General features: G+C 44.2%; 16 protein-coding genes. 11 read left to right on the plus strand and 5 right to left on the minus strand.

Annotated features, from left to right (window positions below; genetic code table 11):
• Positions 1 to 782: 782 nt before the first annotated feature.
• Positions 783 to 1781 (plus strand): glycine cleavage system protein H, encoded by a 999-nt coding sequence (locus SWH54_03105; GenBank protein ID MDY6790237.1) that lies wholly within the window; start codon positions 783 to 785, stop codon positions 1779 to 1781.
• Positions 1782 to 1898: 117 nt separating this feature from the next.
• Entirely contained in the window at positions 1899 to 2834 is a 936-nt protein-coding gene (locus tag SWH54_03110) for a glycine cleavage system protein H (GenBank protein ID MDY6790238.1), read from the plus strand.
• A gap of 52 nt (positions 2835 to 2886) precedes the next feature.
• Here the strand turns inward: SWH54_03110 and SWH54_03115 are convergent, their stop codons facing one another.
• The 3 genes from SWH54_03115 to SWH54_03125 are packed head-to-tail and all read right to left on the minus strand — an operon-like array spanning position 2887 to position 6378.
• Positions 2887 to 3471, minus strand: a complete 585-nt coding sequence (locus tag SWH54_03115) for an archaemetzincin family Zn-dependent metalloprotease (protein ID MDY6790239.1) — start codon at positions 3469 to 3471, stop codon at positions 2887 to 2889.
• Positions 3468 to 4811 carry a sigma-54 dependent transcriptional regulator gene (locus tag SWH54_03120; GenBank protein ID MDY6790240.1) on the minus strand — a complete coding sequence of 448 codons (1344 nt, stop codon included), beginning with the start codon at positions 4809 to 4811 and terminating at the stop codon, positions 3468 to 3470. Before SWH54_03120 ends, SWH54_03115 begins: the two co-directional genes overlap by 4 nt.
• On the minus strand, positions 4798 to 6378 hold the full coding sequence (locus tag SWH54_03125) for an ATP-binding protein (protein MDY6790241.1): 1581 nt from the start codon (positions 6376 to 6378) through the stop codon (positions 4798 to 4800). Before SWH54_03125 ends, SWH54_03120 begins: the two co-directional genes overlap by 14 nt.
• Positions 6379 to 6443: 65 nt before the next feature.
• Here SWH54_03125 and SWH54_03130 point away from each other — a divergent pair, with 65 nt between their 5' ends.
• From SWH54_03130 to SWH54_03170, 9 genes are all read left to right on the plus strand, one after another.
• Positions 6444 to 6605, plus strand: coding sequence for a hypothetical protein (locus SWH54_03130; protein ID MDY6790242.1), 162 nt, complete (start codon positions 6444 to 6446; stop codon positions 6603 to 6605).
• A 528-nt stretch (positions 6606 to 7133) separates the two neighbouring features.
• Positions 7134 to 7805 (plus strand): methylenetetrahydrofolate reductase C-terminal domain-containing protein, encoded by a 672-nt coding sequence (locus SWH54_03135; GenBank protein MDY6790243.1) that lies wholly within the window; start codon positions 7134 to 7136, stop codon positions 7803 to 7805.
• A 66-nt stretch (positions 7806 to 7871) separates the two neighbouring features.
• Positions 7872 to 8795, plus strand: a complete 924-nt coding sequence (locus tag SWH54_03140; protein MDY6790244.1) for a methylenetetrahydrofolate reductase — start codon at positions 7872 to 7874, stop codon at positions 8793 to 8795.
• Between the two features lie 37 nt (positions 8796 to 8832).
• Positions 8833 to 10011: an FAD-dependent oxidoreductase gene (locus tag SWH54_03145; GenBank protein MDY6790245.1), complete on the plus strand. Its 1179-nt coding sequence runs from the start codon at positions 8833 to 8835 to the stop codon at positions 10009 to 10011.
• Positions 10011 to 11687, plus strand: coding sequence for a hydrogenase iron-sulfur subunit (locus SWH54_03150; GenBank protein ID MDY6790246.1), 1677 nt, complete (start codon positions 10011 to 10013; stop codon positions 11685 to 11687). The genes SWH54_03145 and SWH54_03150 overlap by 1 nt, the downstream gene beginning before the upstream one ends.
• A gap of 25 nt (positions 11688 to 11712) precedes the next feature.
• On the plus strand, positions 11713 to 13032 hold the full coding sequence (locus SWH54_03155; GenBank protein ID MDY6790247.1) for a (Fe-S)-binding protein: 1320 nt from the start codon (positions 11713 to 11715) through the stop codon (positions 13030 to 13032).
• 177 nt (positions 13033 to 13209) lie between these two features.
• Positions 13210 to 14334, plus strand: a complete 1125-nt coding sequence (locus SWH54_03160; protein ID MDY6790248.1) for a (Fe-S)-binding protein — start codon at positions 13210 to 13212, stop codon at positions 14332 to 14334.
• Positions 14335 to 14465: 131 nt separating this feature from the next.
• Positions 14466 to 16415, plus strand: coding sequence for an FAD-dependent oxidoreductase (locus SWH54_03165; GenBank protein ID MDY6790249.1), 1950 nt, complete (start codon positions 14466 to 14468; stop codon positions 16413 to 16415).
• Positions 16416 to 16560: 145 nt separating this feature from the next.
• Positions 16561 to 17133 carry an NYN domain-containing protein gene (locus tag SWH54_03170; protein MDY6790250.1) on the plus strand — a complete coding sequence of 191 codons (573 nt, stop codon included), beginning with the start codon at positions 16561 to 16563 and terminating at the stop codon, positions 17131 to 17133.
• Positions 17134 to 17434: 301 nt separating this feature from the next.
• On the opposite strand, the gene SWH54_03175 is transcribed toward SWH54_03170, so the two are convergent.
• Positions 17435 to 18604, minus strand: a complete 1170-nt coding sequence (locus SWH54_03175) for a DUF3800 domain-containing protein (GenBank protein MDY6790251.1) — start codon at positions 18602 to 18604, stop codon at positions 17435 to 17437.
• 153 nt (positions 18605 to 18757) lie between these two features.
• Positions 18758 to 19864 carry a tetratricopeptide repeat protein gene (locus SWH54_03180; GenBank protein ID MDY6790252.1) on the minus strand — a complete coding sequence of 369 codons (1107 nt, stop codon included), beginning with the start codon at positions 19862 to 19864 and terminating at the stop codon, positions 18758 to 18760.
• Positions 19865 to 19976: the final 112 nt, after the last annotated feature.

Raw genomic sequence — 19976 nt, forward strand, 5'->3', positions numbered from 1 at the left:
GTAGTTATATCAAATTGTTGTCGCTTTTTCATATACTGCAAAAAGAATAAAAAGTCCACTACAAAATGCGCTTTTTTTATGTATTACGGATAGTTATATCCGTGGATGGACACTAACTAAACAAAGGATCGGGGAGTTTTTCATCAATGGCCTTTTTGGTGAACCATTTGCGCCTTAATGATTGGTAGAGACTCATCCGGGGAAGCGACCCTATGCCGGTTCAGGCCTTAACAATATTACCGAAAAACTGACGTGCGGCAGCTATCTCGCTGAAGTTGGATTTGAACCAGCCCCATCAAACAGATTCCCACGGCGGCAATGATCATCACTGCCTGTATCGGTTTAACGCAAAAGATAGGGGGCGTGTACAGAGTGATATACTCATTTTTTAAGGCCTGAACCGGCATAGGGTCGCTTCCCCGGATGAGCTGAGTAGAAATAGAAAAACGCCCCGACCCTTCAACTAAACCATGTGGAAAAACTCAACTCCGTTGTTGAAAATCACCACATCGGTGATAACCCCCTTAAAACAGGATGAATCATTCAAATTATTTAATAAATAATCGTTCTGTCTGTCGTATACTGTAGAATATCTCCACACCGATGGCCGGCCTTCGCAAAGCACTCCATTCATAAATTGTTTTTCATAAATATAATTTTATTAAATGGTTACTCTTTTTTTCCCATATCTCAATTCAGTGGCACGCCCTTTGCTCTATTATACAGGCAAAACCTAAAAAAAAAATAAATCATTTAAACACCTATCAACAAGGAGAAGGAAAATGGTAGAAAAAATTAAAACAGAAGAAAACATTCATAACGGGTATGGCTCATCTTACCGTAAAGGAAAAACTCAGGATCTAAGCAAAAAAAACGAGATAGGCGCTGTTTTAGGCGGTCAGGTGTGGATGGTAAAACCGGATAAAAAAGCCAAAATATCAAATCCCTGTCTTTGGATGCAGGCAGGTGTGGTTGATTTTAAAAACTGCAACAATTTCTATGATTGTGCCACCTGTAAATACGATCAGGGAATGAAAAAGAGCGTAGAAAAGGGAAAAAACATAAGCTGGCAGGATTCCATGAGGAGAAGACCGGAGCTGGAGAGAGTCTGCAGGCATAGTCTGACCAACCGTATCGCCAAACGAGCCTGTGCATATGACTATGAATGTGCCACCTGTGATTTTGACCAGTACTTTGAAGACGTCTGGACCCCAAAAACCAAAAGCATGCCCATGGAAATACAGCAGGTCAAAGGATTTGATGTTCCCATGGATTATTTTTTCCATAACGGTCATACCTGGGCACGAATTGAAAGTGGTGGCTATATCCGAATCGGTCTGGATGATTTTGCCCTTAAGCTTCTGGGAAAAGCGGATGGTCTTGACCTTCCCCTTATGGGAAAGGAATTTGATCAGGGAAAAGTCGGCTGGGGCCTCAAGCGCAAAAAAAATCTGGCGGATGTGCTTTCTCCCGTGGGAGGGGTGATCGTAGAGGTTAATTCCCAGGTCAGAGAGAACCCGGAACTGGCCAACCGGGAACCGTATGGAGACGGCTGGCTTTTCATGGTGCGCAACCCGAATATCAAAAAGACGGTAAAAGAGCTAATGACGGATGCAGGCAGTTTGAGCTGGATAAACGACGAGGTTACTGCGCTGGAAAATATGATAGAGGATGTGGCCGGCCCCCTGGCGGCGGACGGTGGTCTGCTACAGGAAGATATTTATGGTAACCTTCCTGACCTTGGGTGGAAAAATTTGACCCAAACCTTTCTTAAAACCTGATCTTAATGGTTCCAATTGCATACATATAAAAATGGTGTGGTCTGCCGTAGAAAGAAATGTTTTTCCCGCAGACCACCTTTACTGGCTATGGACCAAATATCTTCAGAGGCAATTAAAATGAAAGAAATCAATTTAGACAATCAATCCCCAAAAGACCCAAGCCCCTGCATCTGGATGCAGGCCGGCGTGGTCCACCGCAAGTTTTGCAAAAGTGATTTTTTTTGTTCCACCTGCCGGTTTGACAGAGCCTTGCGAAAGGCTGCCGCTCAAAACCAAGAGCTTCAACAACATGGTAAGCGACCAAAAGGAAATAAGGGAAAAATTGTTTTCTGGAAAGAAAAATTGAAAGAACTGCCGGTATGGAAAAGGCCTTGCCTGCACCACCTGAAACAACGTATCGATTTCAGAGCTTGTACCCATGAATACTTATGCGGCAACTGCGAATTCGATCAGTATTTTGACGATCAGTACAGTGTAAATGCAGTTGTAAAGCCGATCGATGTAATGAATGTGGAAGGGTTTAAGGTACCCCAAGGCTTCTATCTCCACCGCGGACATACATGGGTAAAGATGGAAGGAGGTTCTGCGGTCAGAGTGGGTATGGATGATTTTGCCCTGCGTATGCTTGGCCCCCTTGATCGGATTAACGCTCCACTTATGGGCAAGGAAGTAAAACAAGATCGCGCGGATATCATATTAAATCGCGGCCCTAAGGAAGCCAAAGTTCTTTCTCCTGTCAGCGGAGTTGTTACAGCCATTAATCCTGCCCTGAGGAAGCACGGGCAGTTGGCCAATCAACATCCTTACTCTCAAGGTTGGATTTTAAGGATTCATTCCAATAATCTTCGTCATGATTTGAAAAACCTGATGATAAGCGATGAAACAGAAGATTTTTTTAAACAAGAGGTCGATCGTCTGTATCAGATAATAGACGACACCGTTCCCATGGCGGCGGATGGCGGACAGTTGGGGGATGATATTTACGGAAAAATGCCTGAAATCGGATGGGGAAAACTAACCAAACTGTTCCTGCATACCGATGACCGCTCATAGTTGATAGTCCTGATCTATTTCAGGCAGAATAAATGATGAAAGATGCGTTCTCCTACAAGCGACGATCGACGAGCGGTAAGCGATCGGATAGCCTTTTTATTTCATCATCTAAAAGAGTTTTGCAATAACGGCAAAGCTGTTCTGATTTCCTGTCCACATCTTTTATGCTTCGACAGTAGTGCATGATACAGGCACTGTCCTTACAATGGCGTAGTTTAAAGGTATGCCCCAGTTCGTGAACCGCCTCTTTGGCCACCCTTTGGTAATAGCTATTTTTATCTGCCGCAAGAGAAAGACCTTCTGAAAGCCGATGGGTGGAAATAATGCACGCGGTGCCGCCTATCTGGGCTTCACCATACACATGAGTCAGGATGGGGATAAACAGATCTACGCTGGTAATCCCTATTATTTTAGTTGCCTGAACCGGTGCCACCTCTTCCAGTTTTTTTAAAATAGGGGTGGAATGATGCTGCTTTCTTTTAGGGTCAAAGGCAAAGTTTACATCCTGCAACAGGGGGATGACTTCGGTTTTATAGCGAAATATCCGGTTGATCTGTATGCTGATCGTTTCAAAAAGCTCATTGTCTAACGTTCCGACCGGCGAAATAACAATGCTATGTTCTGGTGAGGTAATCAATCCGATTTTTTCATGTGATAGCGTTTGATTTTGCTGTAAAGAGTGGTACGATCAATGCCCAAAATTTTTGCGCTTTTGGCTATATTCCACTGGTTATTATCAAGTATCTTCTTGATATGGGTCTTTTCAATACCCTTTAAAGCGTTTGTTGGAATGAAGCCAGGGTCATCGGAACAACGGAAAGGCAGATCTTCAGGACGGATCTCACGTTCTTTTCCCACCACCACCGCTCTCTCAATGGCATTTTCAAGTTCCCTGACGTTACCGGGCCATTCGTGGAGCATCATCTCATCTATTGCCTCGCGGCTGATCTTATCAATATGCTTATTTGTTTCCTGGGAAAAACGTCTGAGAAAGTGTTCAGCCAGAAGAGGTATGTCTTCTTTGCGCTCCCGGAGAGGCGGCATTTTAAAGGCAATGACATTCAGGCGGTAATAAAGGTCTTCGCGAAATGTTTCATCTTCAATTGCTTTTTCCAGATTTCTATTGGTGGCTGCCACCGCTCGAAAATTGGCTTCCATTGGCTGAGTTCCGCCTACACGGTAAAAAACACGATCTTCCAGCACTCGCAGAAGATCGATTTGCATTCTCATGCTGATTTCACCGATTTCGTCCAGAAAAAGAGTGCCGTCGTGAGCGAGCTCCAGCCGTCCTTTTTTGGTTTCCTTGGCATCCGTAAAAGCCCCTTTCTGATGACCAAACAGTTCGCTTTCCATTAGATGTTCAGGGATGGCACCGCAGTTGACCAGCACAAATGGACCGTTGCTGCGACGACTGTTGGTATGAATCGCTTTGGCCGCCAACCCTTTACCCGACCCTGTCTCACCGGTGATCAAAACCGTTGAATCCATGGCGGAGACATCCTGGATCAGGTCAAAAACCTCCTGCATTGGTTTTGACTGCCCGATCATACTTTCAAACCGGGTTCGGTCTTTATATTGTTCCTTTAAAAACAGATTTTCGCGGGCCTGTGACTGTTGTTCAATGATTTTTTCAATCAACACGCCAAGCTCGTCAGGATCAAAGGGCTTTAGCAAATAATCGAACGCCCCATTCTTCATCGCTTCAATTGCAGTTGAGATAGATCCGTATGCGGTAATCATGACCACGGCCACATCAGGATCGCTTTCCTTGACATGCTTTAAAACGTCCAGCCCGCTTATTCCTTCCATTTTTATGTCAACCAGGAGAAGGTCAAAACGGGTCTCCTTTATTTTTTCTATCGCTTCTTCTCCGCTTTCTGCAGTATCAACATCATGGCCGTCACGCTCCAGCCATCCGCTGAGTGATTTGCGCATAACCAATTCATCGTCAACGATTAATATCTTAGTGCTCCCCATGGGTACCTCCGTTCCTGTTCGGTGAAAAGGATAACTGTTTCAGCGGAAGTTTTAGATTAAAAGTTGTGCCTTTTCCTTCTTTTGAATTCACATGGATAACACCGCCATGTTCCTCGATAATTCCATATGCAACGGAAAGACCGAGTCCCACCCCTTTTCCCTTCTTTTTAGTGGTGAAAAAGGGTTCAAAAAGCTTGGAAAAGTTTTGGTGAGGGATACCGACCCCGGTGTCTTTAAAAGCGATCTTGATTTTTTCATCAGCATTTGAATACCTTGTTTTAACCTCCAGCACACCCTCTCCGGCTTTTTCCATACTTTCTGCCGCATTTAATATAAAATTAATAAAAACCTGCTGCAGTTGGTCTTCCGAACCCGTCATTTCCGGCAGGTCGGGATCCAGATCTTTTTCAATCCTGATCTGATTTATCATCAGCAGATTCGAATTCAAAATAAGCGTTTTTTCAATCAGGCGGTTAATATTTACCCTTTTTAATCCCATCTCGGATTGCCTGGAAAAGGTAAGCAGGTTGGAAACAATCCGGCTGACTCTCCAGGTCTCTGTTTCCATGAGTTCCAAGTATTGATTGAAATCATTTTCGTCCCCCGCCGGGATTGATCCGTCCTCAGTCATTCGTTTAAGCAGCTTGGTAAGGTTCAATATCCCTGCGATCGGATTATTAATCTCATGAACAACCGAAGCCGAGAGTTTTCCCAAAGAGGCCATCTTGTCCTGGTGAAGCAGTTTTTCATGAGTTTCTTTTAGCTTTTCAGTCCGCTCTTCAACCATCTGTTCAAGGCGCCTGGTGATTTCCTCCGCTTCCTTTTTGCGTTCCGTAATATCCCGACTGACTTCTATAAACTTAGAAATTTTACCATCTTTTTCCCATATGGGAAAGATGGCAACTTCGAAATAACGGGTTTTGCCATCGCGGTTTATTCGGGGCATCACCTGCTGGTTAAACATTTTGTTCCGTATCACCTCGCTAAGCGGACAAACGATATCAGCCGAGTTGCAAAACATATTGTTATCTTTTTGAAAAACCTCATGGCATTTCCGACCGATCACTTCCTCTGTGGTATACCCCATTTTCTGCAAAAAAGCTTCATTAACTTCCACAATTTCCTTATCCGGTGTAATAACGATTATAAAGTCCTGGATGCTGTTGAGAATGGTTTCGACTTCTTCGTTCCGTTTCCTCAGCTTTTGTTCCTGAACACCAATGGCCTTCCAGAAAATCTCAAAAGTATTGTAGGACATGGCTCGAATGGTGTCCGGTTTGGTTGCCAGAATATCCTCTAAAATGGTCTTTTCCGGTGTCAGGATAATAATAAGATCAATATGATTTTCCGGCAAATAGAGTTCGTAATAGTCGGTGGCCGTCTTAAGTCCCAGTTTTCTGGCGAGCACCATTCCCGGAGTGTCCGGGTTTGCATCGGCCACAGCAATAATACGGGAACTCACCTCGGAATCGATAAACCCAAGGTTGGTTTTTTCCAAAACTTCCTCGCAGTAATTCTCCCCCCCGACAAGGGCAATGTTAATGACCGAGGTTTTATTATCCGGCATCGTTTGCAACTCCTTAGGGTTGGCTTAAAAAATAAGTATCGCTTTTCAGCTCAGGAGGTGCCTGCATGGCAACACACAAAAATGGTGAACAGCGGGCTATAACGGACGAGTACAACGCGGCCATGCAGAATGAGGCGCCTTATCAAATCGTAAAATTAATTTTAAACGATTACTTACTCCGATTTACACTATCACGCAGCATCTTCGGTTTCAAGAATATTCATTAGAAACAAACAGTCGTTTTTCCATCTCAGTTCGGTTCTTCCGGGGAATTGCCTGTTTGCCCGGTGCCAGATTGACGAAGAAGATCGCTAGGGTACACGCCCCCTATCCTCTCAGTTAACCCATGCAGGCAGAGACGATGAACGCCGCCGTGGGATTCTGTCCCTTGGGGCTGGTTCCAATCCAATCTCAGCGAGATAGCTGTCATGAATCATCATGTTTTTATTAAAAAACAATAAAAATTTACGGATAAATTATGGTTGACAAATTCAGTGGATAGTGAGTAAAAGCTATTTGGTTTTTAACTCAAAATTCTAATCCAATAATTTTATAACAGATCTTTGTAAAACGTTGTTTGTTGCCTTCCCGGTTAAATCCGAGCTTATAACTCATCGGAGTTTAACAAAGGGGATTCGCCTGAAACCGATTGAGGATAGTGCTGAGTCAATTTTGCGCTGGTTGATAAGGGATGAGTGAAAACCTCGAAAAATAGCGTTTGACAAAGCTCTCAAGGGATAGAGACAGGAGGTTTAATGATTGTTGCTGAAAGAAAGCCCTTGGAAGAAATTAAGATTCTGCTAAAGGACTATAAAAAAGTGTTAACTGTGGGTTGCGGAACATGTGTTGCCGTTTGTCTTGCAGGTGGCGAAAAAGAGGTGGGGGTCTTAAATGCCGAACTTAAGATCGCACGAAAAATGGAAAATAATCCCATTGAGCTTGGAGCGGCAACTTTGGAACGGCAATGTGACATGGAATTTTTAGCTGAACTGGACGGGGCAGTGGGCGAATATGATGCCTTGTTGTCTATGGCATGCGGCGCAGGAATCCAGTTTCTTGCGGAAAGATTTCCTGAAGTGCCGGTTTTCCCGGCTGTAAATACCACTTTTATCGGTGTGAATAAAGATGTGGGATGGTATGAAGAAAGATGCCGTGGATGCGGAACCTGTGTACTGGGAATGACTGCCGGCATATGTCCGGTAACCATGTGTGCAAAAAGTCTTTTCAATGGACCCTGCGGCGGAACCAATAAGGGCAGTTGTGAAATCAATAAAGATCAACCGTGCGCATGGTTTCAAATATATGAAAGATTGGAAAAACAGGGGCGCCTAAACAATATTCTTGAGATCAGTCCGCCGAATGACTGGCGAAACCAGACACCTCGAACGGTTATCCAACCGTCATATAAAGAACGCTACCAGCCATAAAGTACGTTCAATAAATAAATTAATTCTTAAATAGCGGTATTACTAACATGCAGAAGGAATATTGATATGAAATCAGGAAGTAATCTTGAGAAATTGTTAAAAGCCGGACATTTTGCCTTTACCGGTGAAGTGGGTCCGCCTCGTGGAGCAAACGTTGAGGCGGTCAGGAAAAAGGCGAGTCACTTAAAGGGAACGGTTGATTCTGTTAATATTACGGATAATCAAACCGCCATGGTGCGAATGTCCAGCTGGGCAGCATCACTCATTCTCTTGTCTGAGGGTCTTGAGCCTAATTTCCAAATGGTATGTAGAGACCGAAACCGTCTGGCCATGCAAAGTGACATATTGGGTGCCAGTGCCCACGGAATTAGAAATATGCTTTGCCTTTCGGGGGACCATCAGCAATTCGGAGACCATCCCCAGGCCAAGGGCGTGTTTGACATAGACTCCATGCAACTTATCGGTATGGTAAAAAAGATGCGGGATGATGGGAAATTTTTAGGCGGAGCCGATATTGATTCCCCACCGAAAATATTTATCGGCGCTGCGGCAAATCCCTTTGCTGACCCCTTCGAATGGCGGGTTCACCGTCTGGCGAAAAAGGTAAATGCGGGAGCTGATTTTATCCAGACCCAATGTATTTATAATATGGAAAAGATGCGGGAATGGATTAAACAGGCAAACGATATGGGGCTTACGGAAAAGGTTTATATTCTTGCCGGTGTCACACCCATGAAGGGTCTTGGTATGGCAAGATATATGAAAAATAATGTTCCCGGTATGGATGTGCCTGATGAAATCATCGACCGGCTGAAGGGCGTTGATAAGAAGAAACAGGCGGATGAGGGTATAAAAATAGCCTGTGAGCAAATAGAAGAATTCAAAGAGATGAAAGGGGTGTCAGGGGTTCATCTCATGGCGATTGAATGGGAACACAAGGTACCGGAAATAGCGGAACGGGCAAAAGTGTTGCCCAGGCCAAAGGTATAGATTAAAACGATCTATAAACAGATAAAGGAGCTTCCAATTGAGTACAGCAAATAAAAAAGTGATGGTCGTTGGGGGAGGGATTGCCGGCCTGACTGCCGCCTGGGAGTTGTCACAAATCGATATTAATGTGGAACTTATAGAAAAGACATGCTTTTTAGGTGGATATGCGATCCAGTTCTGCTGCAAAGCCACGGATGAATGTATGGCATGTGGGGCATGCTCGGTAGAAGATATGCTTTGCAACGTGGTAAATGAGCCTAAAATCAAGGTGCATCTTGCAACAGAAGTTGAAAAAATTAATAAAAACGGTAAATTTTCAGTAAGCTTGAAAAGAAGTTCTCCACCAACCGATCTGCCGGATGGTGGGCTTACAAAGGGGTATTCAAAGAATAATTCTCCTTTGTTTGTGGTTGTTGACAAAAGCCGTTGCGAGGATATTCCTGATGGCGCTGTAGAATTCAAAGATATCGAGCTGACCAACCAAATAGATGATGTAGATGCAGTCATCCTTGCCAGCGGTTTTAATCCATTTGATGCTGAAATAAAAGGAACATACGGTTATCACAAGTTCAACAATGTTGTGACCGGACTGGACCTGGAACACATCGTGAGAGAAAACGGAGATTTGGTGAGGCCTTCTGACGGCAAAGAACCCCATGCGGTCGCCTTTATTCAATGTGTGGGGAGCAGGGACGAAAATCTGGGAAATTTATGGTGTTCACAGGTATGCTGTCCATATGCGTTGCGAATGGCTCAACAACTAAAATATAAAAATCCTGAGTCTGATATCACCATATTTTATATGGATATCCAGAATACCGGTAAAAACTTTCCAATATTTTATGAAAAATGCAAATCAGACATGCGTTTTGTACGAAACATACCGGTGGATATTTATCCCATTGAAGAAGACAAATTGCAGATGCGATATATGAGTGATGATGGCGGTCTTCCTGTTAAAGAGGTATTCGACATGGTTGTTCTGTCCATCGGAATAATGCCTGGTTCAGATAATGCTAAATTTTCAGAACTACTTGGCATCGATCTCAATCAAGATGGTTTTTTTGCCTGTAAGGATAAGTTTAACCGAACCTCAACCTCGAAGGACGGCATTTTTATCGCGGGGACCGTGCAAGGTCCAAAGACCATTGCCGCTTCCATGGCCCACGCCACCCAAGCGGCCGGTGAGGTTATGAAATATTTGGGGGTAAACTAATGACAGATACGACAAATGTGGATATGGAAGAAATAAATATAAACACCGGGGTTCTGGTTATTGGCGGCGGCATGCCGGGTTTAAAGGCCGCCTGCGAAATTGCCGCTTCAGGGTATCGGGTTAGCCTGGTTGAAAAGGAATCCGACATTGGATTTCAAGGGAAAACAAACAGCCTGTTCAGTTTAAACAATAATGAACTCGACAGGTTAAAAATACTTGTCGAACAGGTGCAAAACAATAATCAGATCGATGTTTTTACCCAGACACAGATCAAAGACGTCACCGGCGTTACCGGTGATTTTAATGTCACTCTGTCAAAGGGAAATGAACTTAAAGAAAAAAGAGTGGGAGCCATAGTCATTGCCACCGATTTTTCTGTCGAGCCTTTGCATGAAAAGTATGGGCTTTCCCTTTCCAAAAATGTGCTTACCCAATCGCAGATGGAGGAATTACTCGCTCCTGATAATAAATCAGGCAGGAAAAAACTGGAAAATAAAACGGTTGCTTTTGTCGTGGGCTTTGCCCAGGAAGGGTATCCCCTTGTTATGGAAAGGGTGATGCGCAGCGTTTTAACCATTGAAAAAACCAAGGGTTGCAGTGCGTATGTTTATGCAGGTGATTTAAAGGTTGCTTCTGACGGTCTTGAATTGATATATAAAGATACCCGAGACAATGGCGCCACCTATTTTAAACTAAAAGAAGCACCGGATATTGAACCGGATGGCAAAAAGATTTCATTCTACGACAATGTATTAAGGCGTGATATGGAGCTATCACCCGATCTTCTAGTGGTTGAGGAGGCCGTTTGCGCGGATCAAAGTAATGAAGGGCTTGCTGAACTATTGCGAATCGATGTCGGACCGTTTGATTTTTTACAAAAAGATAACGTTCATCTTTTTCCGGTCTGTTCAAACAGAGAAGGCATTTTCGTGGTGGGTGCCACCCGGGAAGTACAGGATTTGCCATTAATATGGACAGATGTTGAAAATGTAGCGCTTAAGGTAAAAAATCTCCTTGGGGATGGCAAGCGGTTGCTTCCCAAGGAAAAAGCGGTGGTGGATACGGGCCGGTGTGTGTTTTGCCTGACTTGCTACCGGTGTTGTCCCCACGGTGCCATTTACTGGGATGAAAATAATAAAGCCGTCATATCTAAAATGGCCTGTCAGGCATGTGGAATCTGCGCCAGTGAATGCCCCATGGATGCGATACAAATAGGCGGCTTTGAAGACGATGAAATTAAAGGCCAGATTCAAAATTTTGCTGAATCGGCAAATAATGAACCAAATATCATTGCGTTTTGTTGTCAGAATTCCGCTTTTGAGGCTGGCAGAATGGCTGAAGCATTCAACATGCCGCTCCCAGCAGGACTTAAGATAATTAAGGTTCCATGTGCGGGAAAGGTGGATATTGATTATATTTTGTCCGCTTTTGTCAATGGAGCAGACGGTGTTCTGGTCATGACCTGCCATAATGGAAATTGCAAATCCGAACAGGGAAATATATTTGCCAACATGCGGGTGGGTGAGGTTCACAGCATGTTGAAAGAGACAGGTTTTGACAACGACAGGCTAAAATATATCACTTTGGCTTCCAACATGGGACAGGATTTTTCTTCAGCTGTGATTGATATGGAAAGAAAAATCAAAGAATTAGGGTTAAGCCCTTTAAGAAATTAAAAATATATCGGGAGGATTAGGAGATATGGCAGAAGAAGCAATTAAACTCGGTGGCAAGAAAAAAAGTATGTTTATAGACAAGGTAAAAGAGCTGCTACCTGAAGGGGGAAATTTGAACCTTTGCCTGACTTGCGGGGCCTGCTCTTCCGGTTGCCCGGCAACCGGACTGGAAGGTATGGATCCAAGAAAATTCCTGCGAATGGCAGCTTTAGGGATGGATGATGAAATCACAAGTACCCCATGGGTATGGATGTGCAGCATGTGCCAGCGCTGTATCTACGTCTGTCCAATGAAAATCGACATTCCCCAGCTGGTTTACAATGCTCGTGCGGCATGGCCAAGGGAAGATCGACCCAAAGGGATCCTGGGATCATGCGACATGGCGCTGAAAAATGACAGTTGCAGTGCCATGGGAACGGCACCGGACGATTTTATATTCGTGGTGGAAGACGTGCTGGAAGAATACCAAGAGTCACAGCCTGAGTTCAAGGATATGCAAGCCCCCATCGATAAAAAGGGAGCCGAGTTTTTCTTGAATCAAAATTCCAGGGAACCTGTAACCGAACCCGATGAACTGGTTCCCCTGTGGAAGATTCTTCACCTGGCAGGGGTTGACTGGACTTACGGCAGTAAAGGATGGGCAGGAGAAAACTACTGCATGTTCCTTGCGGATAATGACGCCTGGGAACATATCACCCGCACGACGGCCAAACAGGCGGACGACCTGGGGTGTAAGGTCTTTCTCAATACGGAGTGAGGGCACGTCACCTTCTCAGTCCTGGCAGGACTGAAAAAATTCAATATTGAACACAATTTTGTAGTCAAAAACATTTACGAATATTACGCAAAGTGGATCCGGGAAGGAAAACTGAAAGTTAACTCCGACTGGAACAAGGATTTAAAAATCAAATTTACCGTTCAGGACCCCTGTCAAATCGTACGTAAGGCTTATGGGGATCCGATTGCAGATGACCTGCGATTTGTGGTCAAATCCATTGTGGGTGAAGAAAATTTTATAGACATGACCCCCAACAAATCTAATAATTACTGCTGTGGTGGTGGCGGCGGATTTCTACAATCCGGATATAAAGACCAACGCCTGGAATACGGCAGGCTGAAAGATGAACAAATCAAGACAACAGGTGCGGATTACTGTATTGCGGGCTGTCATAACTGCCATGCCCAAATTCATGAGTTAAGCGAGCATTATGGAGGCAATTACCCTGTGGTTCATCTGTGGACGCTGATCTGCCTGTCTCTTGGAATCCTTGGACCGAATGAACGGGAATATTTAGGAGACGATTTAAAAGAATTGAATGTCTTTCATCCTGAAACAGCCATGTAATATATCGGTTTAAAAAGTTAAACCAATTTTTGGCAACCAAAACAATTCTGTTTATTTTTACCACAGAGTTTGCAGAGGATAAAAAGGAAAAGACTATAATCTCTGTAAACTCTGTGTGCTCTGTGGTGAGATATATTCTTTATCACAGAAAGCCAAAATATGACAAGGAAGGATATCGTGCAGCTAACCAGGGAACAGGTCAACTTTTGTATGGAATGTGGTGTGTGCACGGGAAGTTGCCCCATCAGCTATGAGCTTCCAAGCTTTTCGCCCAGGCAGATCATTAAACGAACCACGGCCGGTCAGGGCGAAGACTTTCTTAAAAGTCGGGAACTCTGGGCATGCCTGAGTTGTGCCCGCTGCAGTTCTCGCTGTCCGGTGGAAATCGATTTTCCGGAATTTATCCGGTCCTACAGAGAAGAAGCCCGAAAAACCGGCAACCTTCCGGTGGAAAGCCACCATGGCATCCTTCAAAGCATTGCCGGCCTGCAAACCGGTGATATTAAGCAGCAACGTATTGCCTGGGCTAAGGAAGCCGGAGAGTTCCAGGAAACCGGGGATATTTTTTATTTCGTAGGATGCCTGCCATATTTTGAAGTCACTTTCGCTTATTTGAACCTGTCTCCCCTTTCAAGTGCGAAAAGCGTACTCTCTTTACTAAACAAAATGGGGGTAACACCGGTCATCAGCAATGATGAATGCTGTTGTGGTCACGATGCCCTGTGGAGCGGAGATAAAGCCACCTTCCGTGCACTTGCAGACAAGAACCTTGAAGTCATTAAAAACTCCGGAGCTAAAACCGTTCTTTTCAGCTGTCCGGAAGGGTACCATACATTTAAGCATCACTATCCTGAATATTTCGGCGAATTGCCCTTTGAAGTCCTCCACCTAACCGAATTTCTTACACAAAAAATGTCTGAGGCAGAACTGCCCTTCAAGCCATCTTCCAACGGCACTGTGACTTACCAGGATCCATGCAGGCTGGGTCGATTGTCGGGAAACTACGATCTACCGCGACAGCTGTTGAAAAACCTTCCCGAAACAAACCTGCTGGAAATGCAGCGCAGCAAAGAAAATGCTCTTTGCTGCGGAACCAGCGCATGGATGGAGTGTTCCGGCTGCTCCAAAGCCATGCAGGTTGACAGGCTCCAGGAAGCCGTGCAAACCGGAGCACAGACTCTTATCACCGCCTGTCCCAAGTGCCAGATACATCTGACATGCGCTCAGAGCAATACGGATCTGGATTTGAAAGTGACAGACCTTTATACCTATATTTCTGAGCGATTAAACGGGGCTGAATAAACCCATGATGGTTGGTTTATTTCTGTTTCAATGAACTGCTTTTTTCCATCCTTACACCACGGACAGCCAACAACGATTAATAAACATGGCTTAAATTCAATTGTTGGACCAAACGAAATAGGTGGGAGATCATGAAAGAAATACTTTTCAGTTCCTGGGGGAATGAGGTTGTGGACCACCGAGATACAACTACCCATGCCGGTGAACCGATAAAACAGGTTGAATTGCCGGAATATTTTAAGCAAGACACCAGGATCAAAGCGTTGATTGGATGGTATGGAATTGTTTTGCGCTCCGCGGATGTTGATATTCTTGATCTGTGCCGGGCATATATGGCTGATGTCCACAGGTACTCTTGTGGCAAGTGTATTCCCTGCCGTACCGGTACCGGTATCATGGCTGACCGATTAAAAAAACTGTGCCAGGGCCGGGGGGAGCCGGAAGACATCGACATACTAATGAGCCTGGCTGAAATGGTCAGCAGTACGGCGAAATGCAGCATCGGCCAAACTGGACCGATTCCTATCCTGCACGCCTTAAAGCATTTCGCAAGTGAATTCGAACTTGCGGCTCAGGGAAAAAGAGCCGATGGGTCCGGCACCTACTATTCCAAACTCACCGCACCCTGCATGGATGCCTGCCCGATTCATCTTGATATTCCCAAATATGTGGAATGTATCAAAGAAGGCAAATTTGGAGAATCCCTTGATGTAATTCGTGAACGCCTTCCCCTGCCGGGCATTGTGGGGCGCGTCTGTGTACGTCCCTGTGAAGCGCATTGCCGTCGTGCCAATGTGGATGAACCCATATCCATAAAATACCTGAAACGATTTGTGGCGGATTGTGAATTGTCACGTTACCAACAGCCCGATTATCCAATTACCCCTTCAGCAAAAACAGGGAAAATAGCCATTGTTGGAGCCGGTCCCGCCGGTATCACCTGTGCCTACCATCTGGCCGGCAAAGGTCATGAGGTGACCATTTACGAGCAGCTGGATGAGCCCGGCGGGATGTCCGCCGTTGGCATCCCCGACTATCGGCTGCCTCGCGGTATTCTGCGCGGCGAGGTGGAACGGGTTCAAAACATGGGCGTCACCATTCAATACCATACTTCCGTGGGCAGGGATATCACCTTAAAACAGCTTGAAAATGACAATGATGCTGTTTTTATTGGTATTGGGGCCCAAAACAGTTCATCCATGCGCGTTGAAGGAGAAGAAGCGGGCTATAAAGGATTTGTTCCCGGGGTGAAGTATTTGCTGGATATTAACGAAGGCCGGGATCCTTATCCTGAGGGCAAACAGGTGGTCGTCATTGGCGGCGGAAATGTGGCCATCGACTGCGTGCGATGCTCTTGCCGTATCGGTAAAGAGGTCAATTTGATCTATCGCCGTACCAGACATGAAATGCCGGCCGATGACGTTGAGATCCACGATGCCGAAGAAGAAAAAGTCCCCTTTCACTTTCTTACCACTCCTACGAAAATACTGCAAAAAAATGGAAAGGTGACCGGACTTGAGTGCATCCGTATGGAACTCGGTGAACCGGATGAAAGCGGCAGACGACGGCCCGTGCCCATCGAAGGCTCGGAATATGTTTTTGACTGTGACACGGTTGTTCCGGCCATCGGCCAACGCATCGATCTGTCATTACTTAAAGGCTTGGAAGATATCAAAACCACCCCATGGAGTACCATTGTGGTAGATGAAGTAACCAAGCAAAGCAGTCGTCCCAAAATATTTTCAGCCGGAGACTGCGAGACCGGACCGGGAACGTTGATCAGCGCCTGTGCCGGGGGCCGCCAGGCGGCCCGCAGCATTGACCGCCTGATCAATGGGTTGCCCCTTGAATATGATGACAATGATTATTTTAATATGCTCTTTAAAAAAGTAAAGACGTATGACCCCGATGAAAAAGTCGGCATTGTAAGCGGCAGAAAACGCAAACACCTGGACATGCTGCCGGCAGATACAAGAAAATTCACCTTTGATGAGGTTGAAGAGGGCTTCCCCACCGCTGAAGCCATTGCCGAAGCGGATCGCTGTTTGCGATGCTACCGCGTGGCCATGATTGCAGTATAAGACCTTGGGGAGAAACTCTCCTATCCATAAAACAAATAACCCGGCCTGTTTAAGACCGGGTTATTTGTCTAAGAAGGACTCATACGCTCAGCCAGTTTCCTCATTTAAAACGGAACTACTTCATCGTTAGCTCTAAGGATCGATTATGAATGAAAAAGTAATGATATTCGTTGATGGATCAAATCTTCTCCGCGGTGTAGGCCAAGAAATAGGAAAGAAAATAGACTCCGTCAAGCCAAACGACGACGAGTTGCATCTATCGGCTATGATCGTCAACACACTTTGGTCTCGATTATCGAATGATGCTTTTGTTGGCTCAGTTGACGGTCGAGTTGTAAGACGCTATTGGTTCGGATCATTCGTAGGCGGAGACCAACAGGAACAACGTATTAAAAAATGCTTGAGAAAGAGCAATTTTGAACCGGTCCTATTCAAAAAACTAAAGGCCAAAGGAAAAGAGAAGCGTGTAGACATAGCTATTGCAAGGGAATTGCTTATCAATGCATCTAATCGAAACATGGATATAGCCATACTTGTGGCTGGTGATGAAGATTATGTAGACTTGGTTCAAGATATAAAAAGATATGGGGTCAGGATTACAGGCTCCTTTTTTGAACGTGGAACCTCTCCATTGCTTCGTCTCGCTGTTGATTATTTTCATCAGTTAAACATCTGGGGAGACGGTCACAAAGAACTTGTAAAAAAAATCAAGAGCTAACCCTTAATTTAACGCGGACTGGCTAAAAGCGCTTCCGCGCTTCCAGCCATGCGGTTAATTGCACCATTCTTTTTCAGTAGTAAAAATTACCTATCTCAAAGCATTTAATTAGCAAGTTTTTGCAGATGTCCATTCCATAACTCGATGTTAGCCTTTGTTGTGATACATATAGAAGGTATCACCAGCTTTAGAATCGTGTGATATGATTTAGATATAAAACGGTTCGAGCTAATTTCACGACGAGTTATCGCGTATCCTTATATTTGCGTTTATATGTTTTAAGATACATAAAGGGGGATGTTTAGATACCCAGCGCGGCAACCTTCGCACGATGATTTTCAACCATCTGACGATTATATTCCATTTGCTCTTCAGTAAGGTCTTCTATTGCAGGCAATTCAGATTCAAGTTTTTCCCAACGATGTTTCATGCCTTCCATTGATATCCCATCGACCATACTACGATGAAAAAAGCAATTGGCAACTGCTTTTAGCTCGTTTGAAAGTCCCGTACCTGACAAAAAGCGGTTTACGATCCACAAATAGATGTCAACTATTTGGAGGCCAATGCTATTCTCACTGCTTAAAATCTTGATATTTTTCTGCGGAATTCCTTTATACAGAACATTATCCGTGTCCAAACCGTGATACATTGGATTAGTCAGATAGAGCCTGCGTTGTTTATCCTCAGCTTTCTTTAAACCTTCAGAAATTTTTAGCGAAAAAAAATGTGTGTCAATCTGCGCCTGATTGAACTGGCTTTGCCTATCAACCGTTATCGCCCTGGCATTTTTTCTCTTTTTTTTCCTAAGCCTCATGGCCATTGCGGTTATAACAAACTGAAAACAGATCGCATTGGGGGAGATAAAATTCTGGTCACTCGCACCGAAATCCAGAGTCAAAGGGTGCGTAATCCCATACTTTAATGCGTCAATGATCAGCTCTTTTGATCTAATATCAAAAGAGGAACTCTGAGTACGAGATAATATCTTCCTAAGTAGCGATACCACCCTCTGTTCCTGTGTGTTAATTTTCTTGTGTTTGCATAAATCCCAAGATTCTTTAAGGAGGTCTTCATCAAACAATGTTGCAAGCCGATGAATAATCGGATACCTGAGAGGGGACCAATATAGGTCCCACTTCACAGCCTCGTTAAGGCCCGCATCAAAGACAGCATCAAAAAACATTGTTAAAGCAAAGGTTGGTTTATGAATAAAATAGTAGTCAAAATCAAAACGTATCCTTTTTTGGAGGTCATATAACAATCGAGAGATACGAGTAAGCTTATCGACTCCTAGGATATTTGCGTGGAGGGAATCAACGCTTAATTCCTGAAGCATTTTTTTGTGAAAAGGCTTACCTAACACATCGACATTAGCCGTACTTGAAAGCACACCGTAGCTTAGTTGTGGCTGGTTTGGGTCAAAAAGATTGTTCCCGGTATTTCCAGACTCATCAATATGAAAAAACATTTTGGTTGACTCTCAGATAAATAAAGTTGTGTAATAAAAAAGCTATCCGGTTATATGAAATGCTGGGATAACTTGAAGTTATACGTATCGACCTTTAAGATTTTTTGTGTACAGAGTGTTATACGAACCTTTTAAAAAATCAACTATAAAATCCTATTTACAATATCCTTTTTTCATGGCCCAATTTAATCCCTTACATTTTCCTAATTCACAAGCTTTTTGGAAGTCATGGCAAGATCTGTCATAACTGCCTTTGAAAAACCAGGCGATCCCTCGGTTGTTATAGGCATCAGCGTATTTCGGATTTAATTCAATGACTTTGTCATAATCCGAAATTGCCTGATCATAATATCCTTTGCGATACCAGGCGATCCCTCGAGTGTTATAGACAAAAGCGTGTCTCGGGTTTAATTCAATGGCTTTATCATAATCCGAAATTGCCCGATCATAATTGCCTTTATCAGACCAGGCGACCCCTCGGTTGTAATAGGCATCAACGTGTCTCGGGTTTAATTCAATGGCTTTATCATAATCCGAAATTGCCTGATCATAGTTGCCTTTGCGATGCCAAGTGTTCCCTCGATTGTTATAGACAAAAGCGTATCTCGGGTTTAATTTAATAGCTTTGTTATAATCCGAAATTGCCCGATCATAATTGCCTTTATCAGACCAGGCTATCCCTCGGTTGTAATAGGCATCAACGTGTCTCGGGTTTAATTCAATGGCTTTATCATAATCCCAAATTGCCTGATCATAATTGCCTTTGACCTTCCAGGTTATCCCTCGGTTGTAATATACCTCAGCGTCTCTCGGGTCTAATTCAATGGCTTTATCATAATCCGAAATTGCCCGATCATAATTGCCTTTATCAGACCAGGCTATCCCTCGATTGTTATAGGCTTCAGCGTATCTTGAATCCAGACGAATCGCCTCGCTCAAATAAGCTATAGCCCTGTCAGGGTTCGTATATTTACCTTCCTTCCACAAAGCGTTAGTTTTTCTGTTTAATTCAGAGGCAGTTAGGCCTTGAGTTGCAATTTTGAACTGGTTTTTTATTATTTCCCTTCTCTGTTTCTGTTCTTTTTGGGGCAGACTTTTTAGTTTTTGATTTTCTCTTTCAAGCTCTTTGATCCTTGCTAAAAGTTTCTTTTCACGCTTTTGATTATCATTGTATTTATCCAAAAGACTGCGGTCTTGAAGAAGTTCTTTTACTCTTCCGTCAAGAATGCTCGTATCCACTTCCACCCTAGCTTTAGTCATGACCTCCGGCCCAGCCGGAGGCTTGCATAAAGCCCTATAAGGGCATCGATACTGATAACCCCTTAAGGGGTATTATTGTGTTAAAATTACTGTTCTGCGACCAAATCCATTT

Source organism: Thermodesulfobacteriota bacterium (assembly GCA_034189135.1).
GTDB lineage: Bacteria > Desulfobacterota > Desulfobacteria > Desulfobacterales > JAUWMJ01 > JAUWMJ01.

Excerpts from the sequence above, each read along its gene's own strand:
- SWH54_03110 (MDY6790238.1), top strand. The coding sequence starts at position 1,899 with ATGAAAGAAATCAATTTAGACAATCAATCCCCAAAAGACCCAAGCCCC.
- SWH54_03130 (MDY6790242.1), top strand. The coding sequence starts at position 6,444 with ATGGCAACACACAAAAATGGTGAACAGCGGGCTATAACGGACGAGTAC.
- SWH54_03140 (MDY6790244.1), top strand. The coding sequence starts at position 7,872 with ATGAAATCAGGAAGTAATCTTGAGAAATTGTTAAAAGCCGGACATTTT.
- SWH54_03125 (MDY6790241.1), bottom strand. The coding sequence starts at position 6,378 with ATGCCGGATAATAAAACCTCGGTCATTAACATTGCCCTTGTCGGGGGG.
- SWH54_03135 (MDY6790243.1), top strand. The coding sequence starts at position 7,134 with ATGATTGTTGCTGAAAGAAAGCCCTTGGAAGAAATTAAGATTCTGCTA.
- SWH54_03170 (MDY6790250.1), top strand. The coding sequence starts at position 16,561 with ATGAATGAAAAAGTAATGATATTCGTTGATGGATCAAATCTTCTCCGC.
- SWH54_03150 (MDY6790246.1), top strand. The coding sequence starts at position 10,011 with ATGACAGATACGACAAATGTGGATATGGAAGAAATAAATATAAACACC.
- SWH54_03175 (MDY6790251.1), bottom strand. The coding sequence starts at position 18,604 with ATGTTTTTTCATATTGATGAGTCTGGAAATACCGGGAACAATCTTTTT.
- SWH54_03165 (MDY6790249.1), top strand. The coding sequence starts at position 14,466 with ATGAAAGAAATACTTTTCAGTTCCTGGGGGAATGAGGTTGTGGACCAC.
- SWH54_03120 (MDY6790240.1), bottom strand. The coding sequence starts at position 4,811 with ATGGGGAGCACTAAGATATTAATCGTTGACGATGAATTGGTTATGCGC.
- SWH54_03180 (MDY6790252.1), bottom strand. The coding sequence starts at position 19,864 with ATGACTAAAGCTAGGGTGGAAGTGGATACGAGCATTCTTGACGGAAGA.
- SWH54_03105 (MDY6790237.1), top strand. The coding sequence starts at position 783 with ATGGTAGAAAAAATTAAAACAGAAGAAAACATTCATAACGGGTATGGC.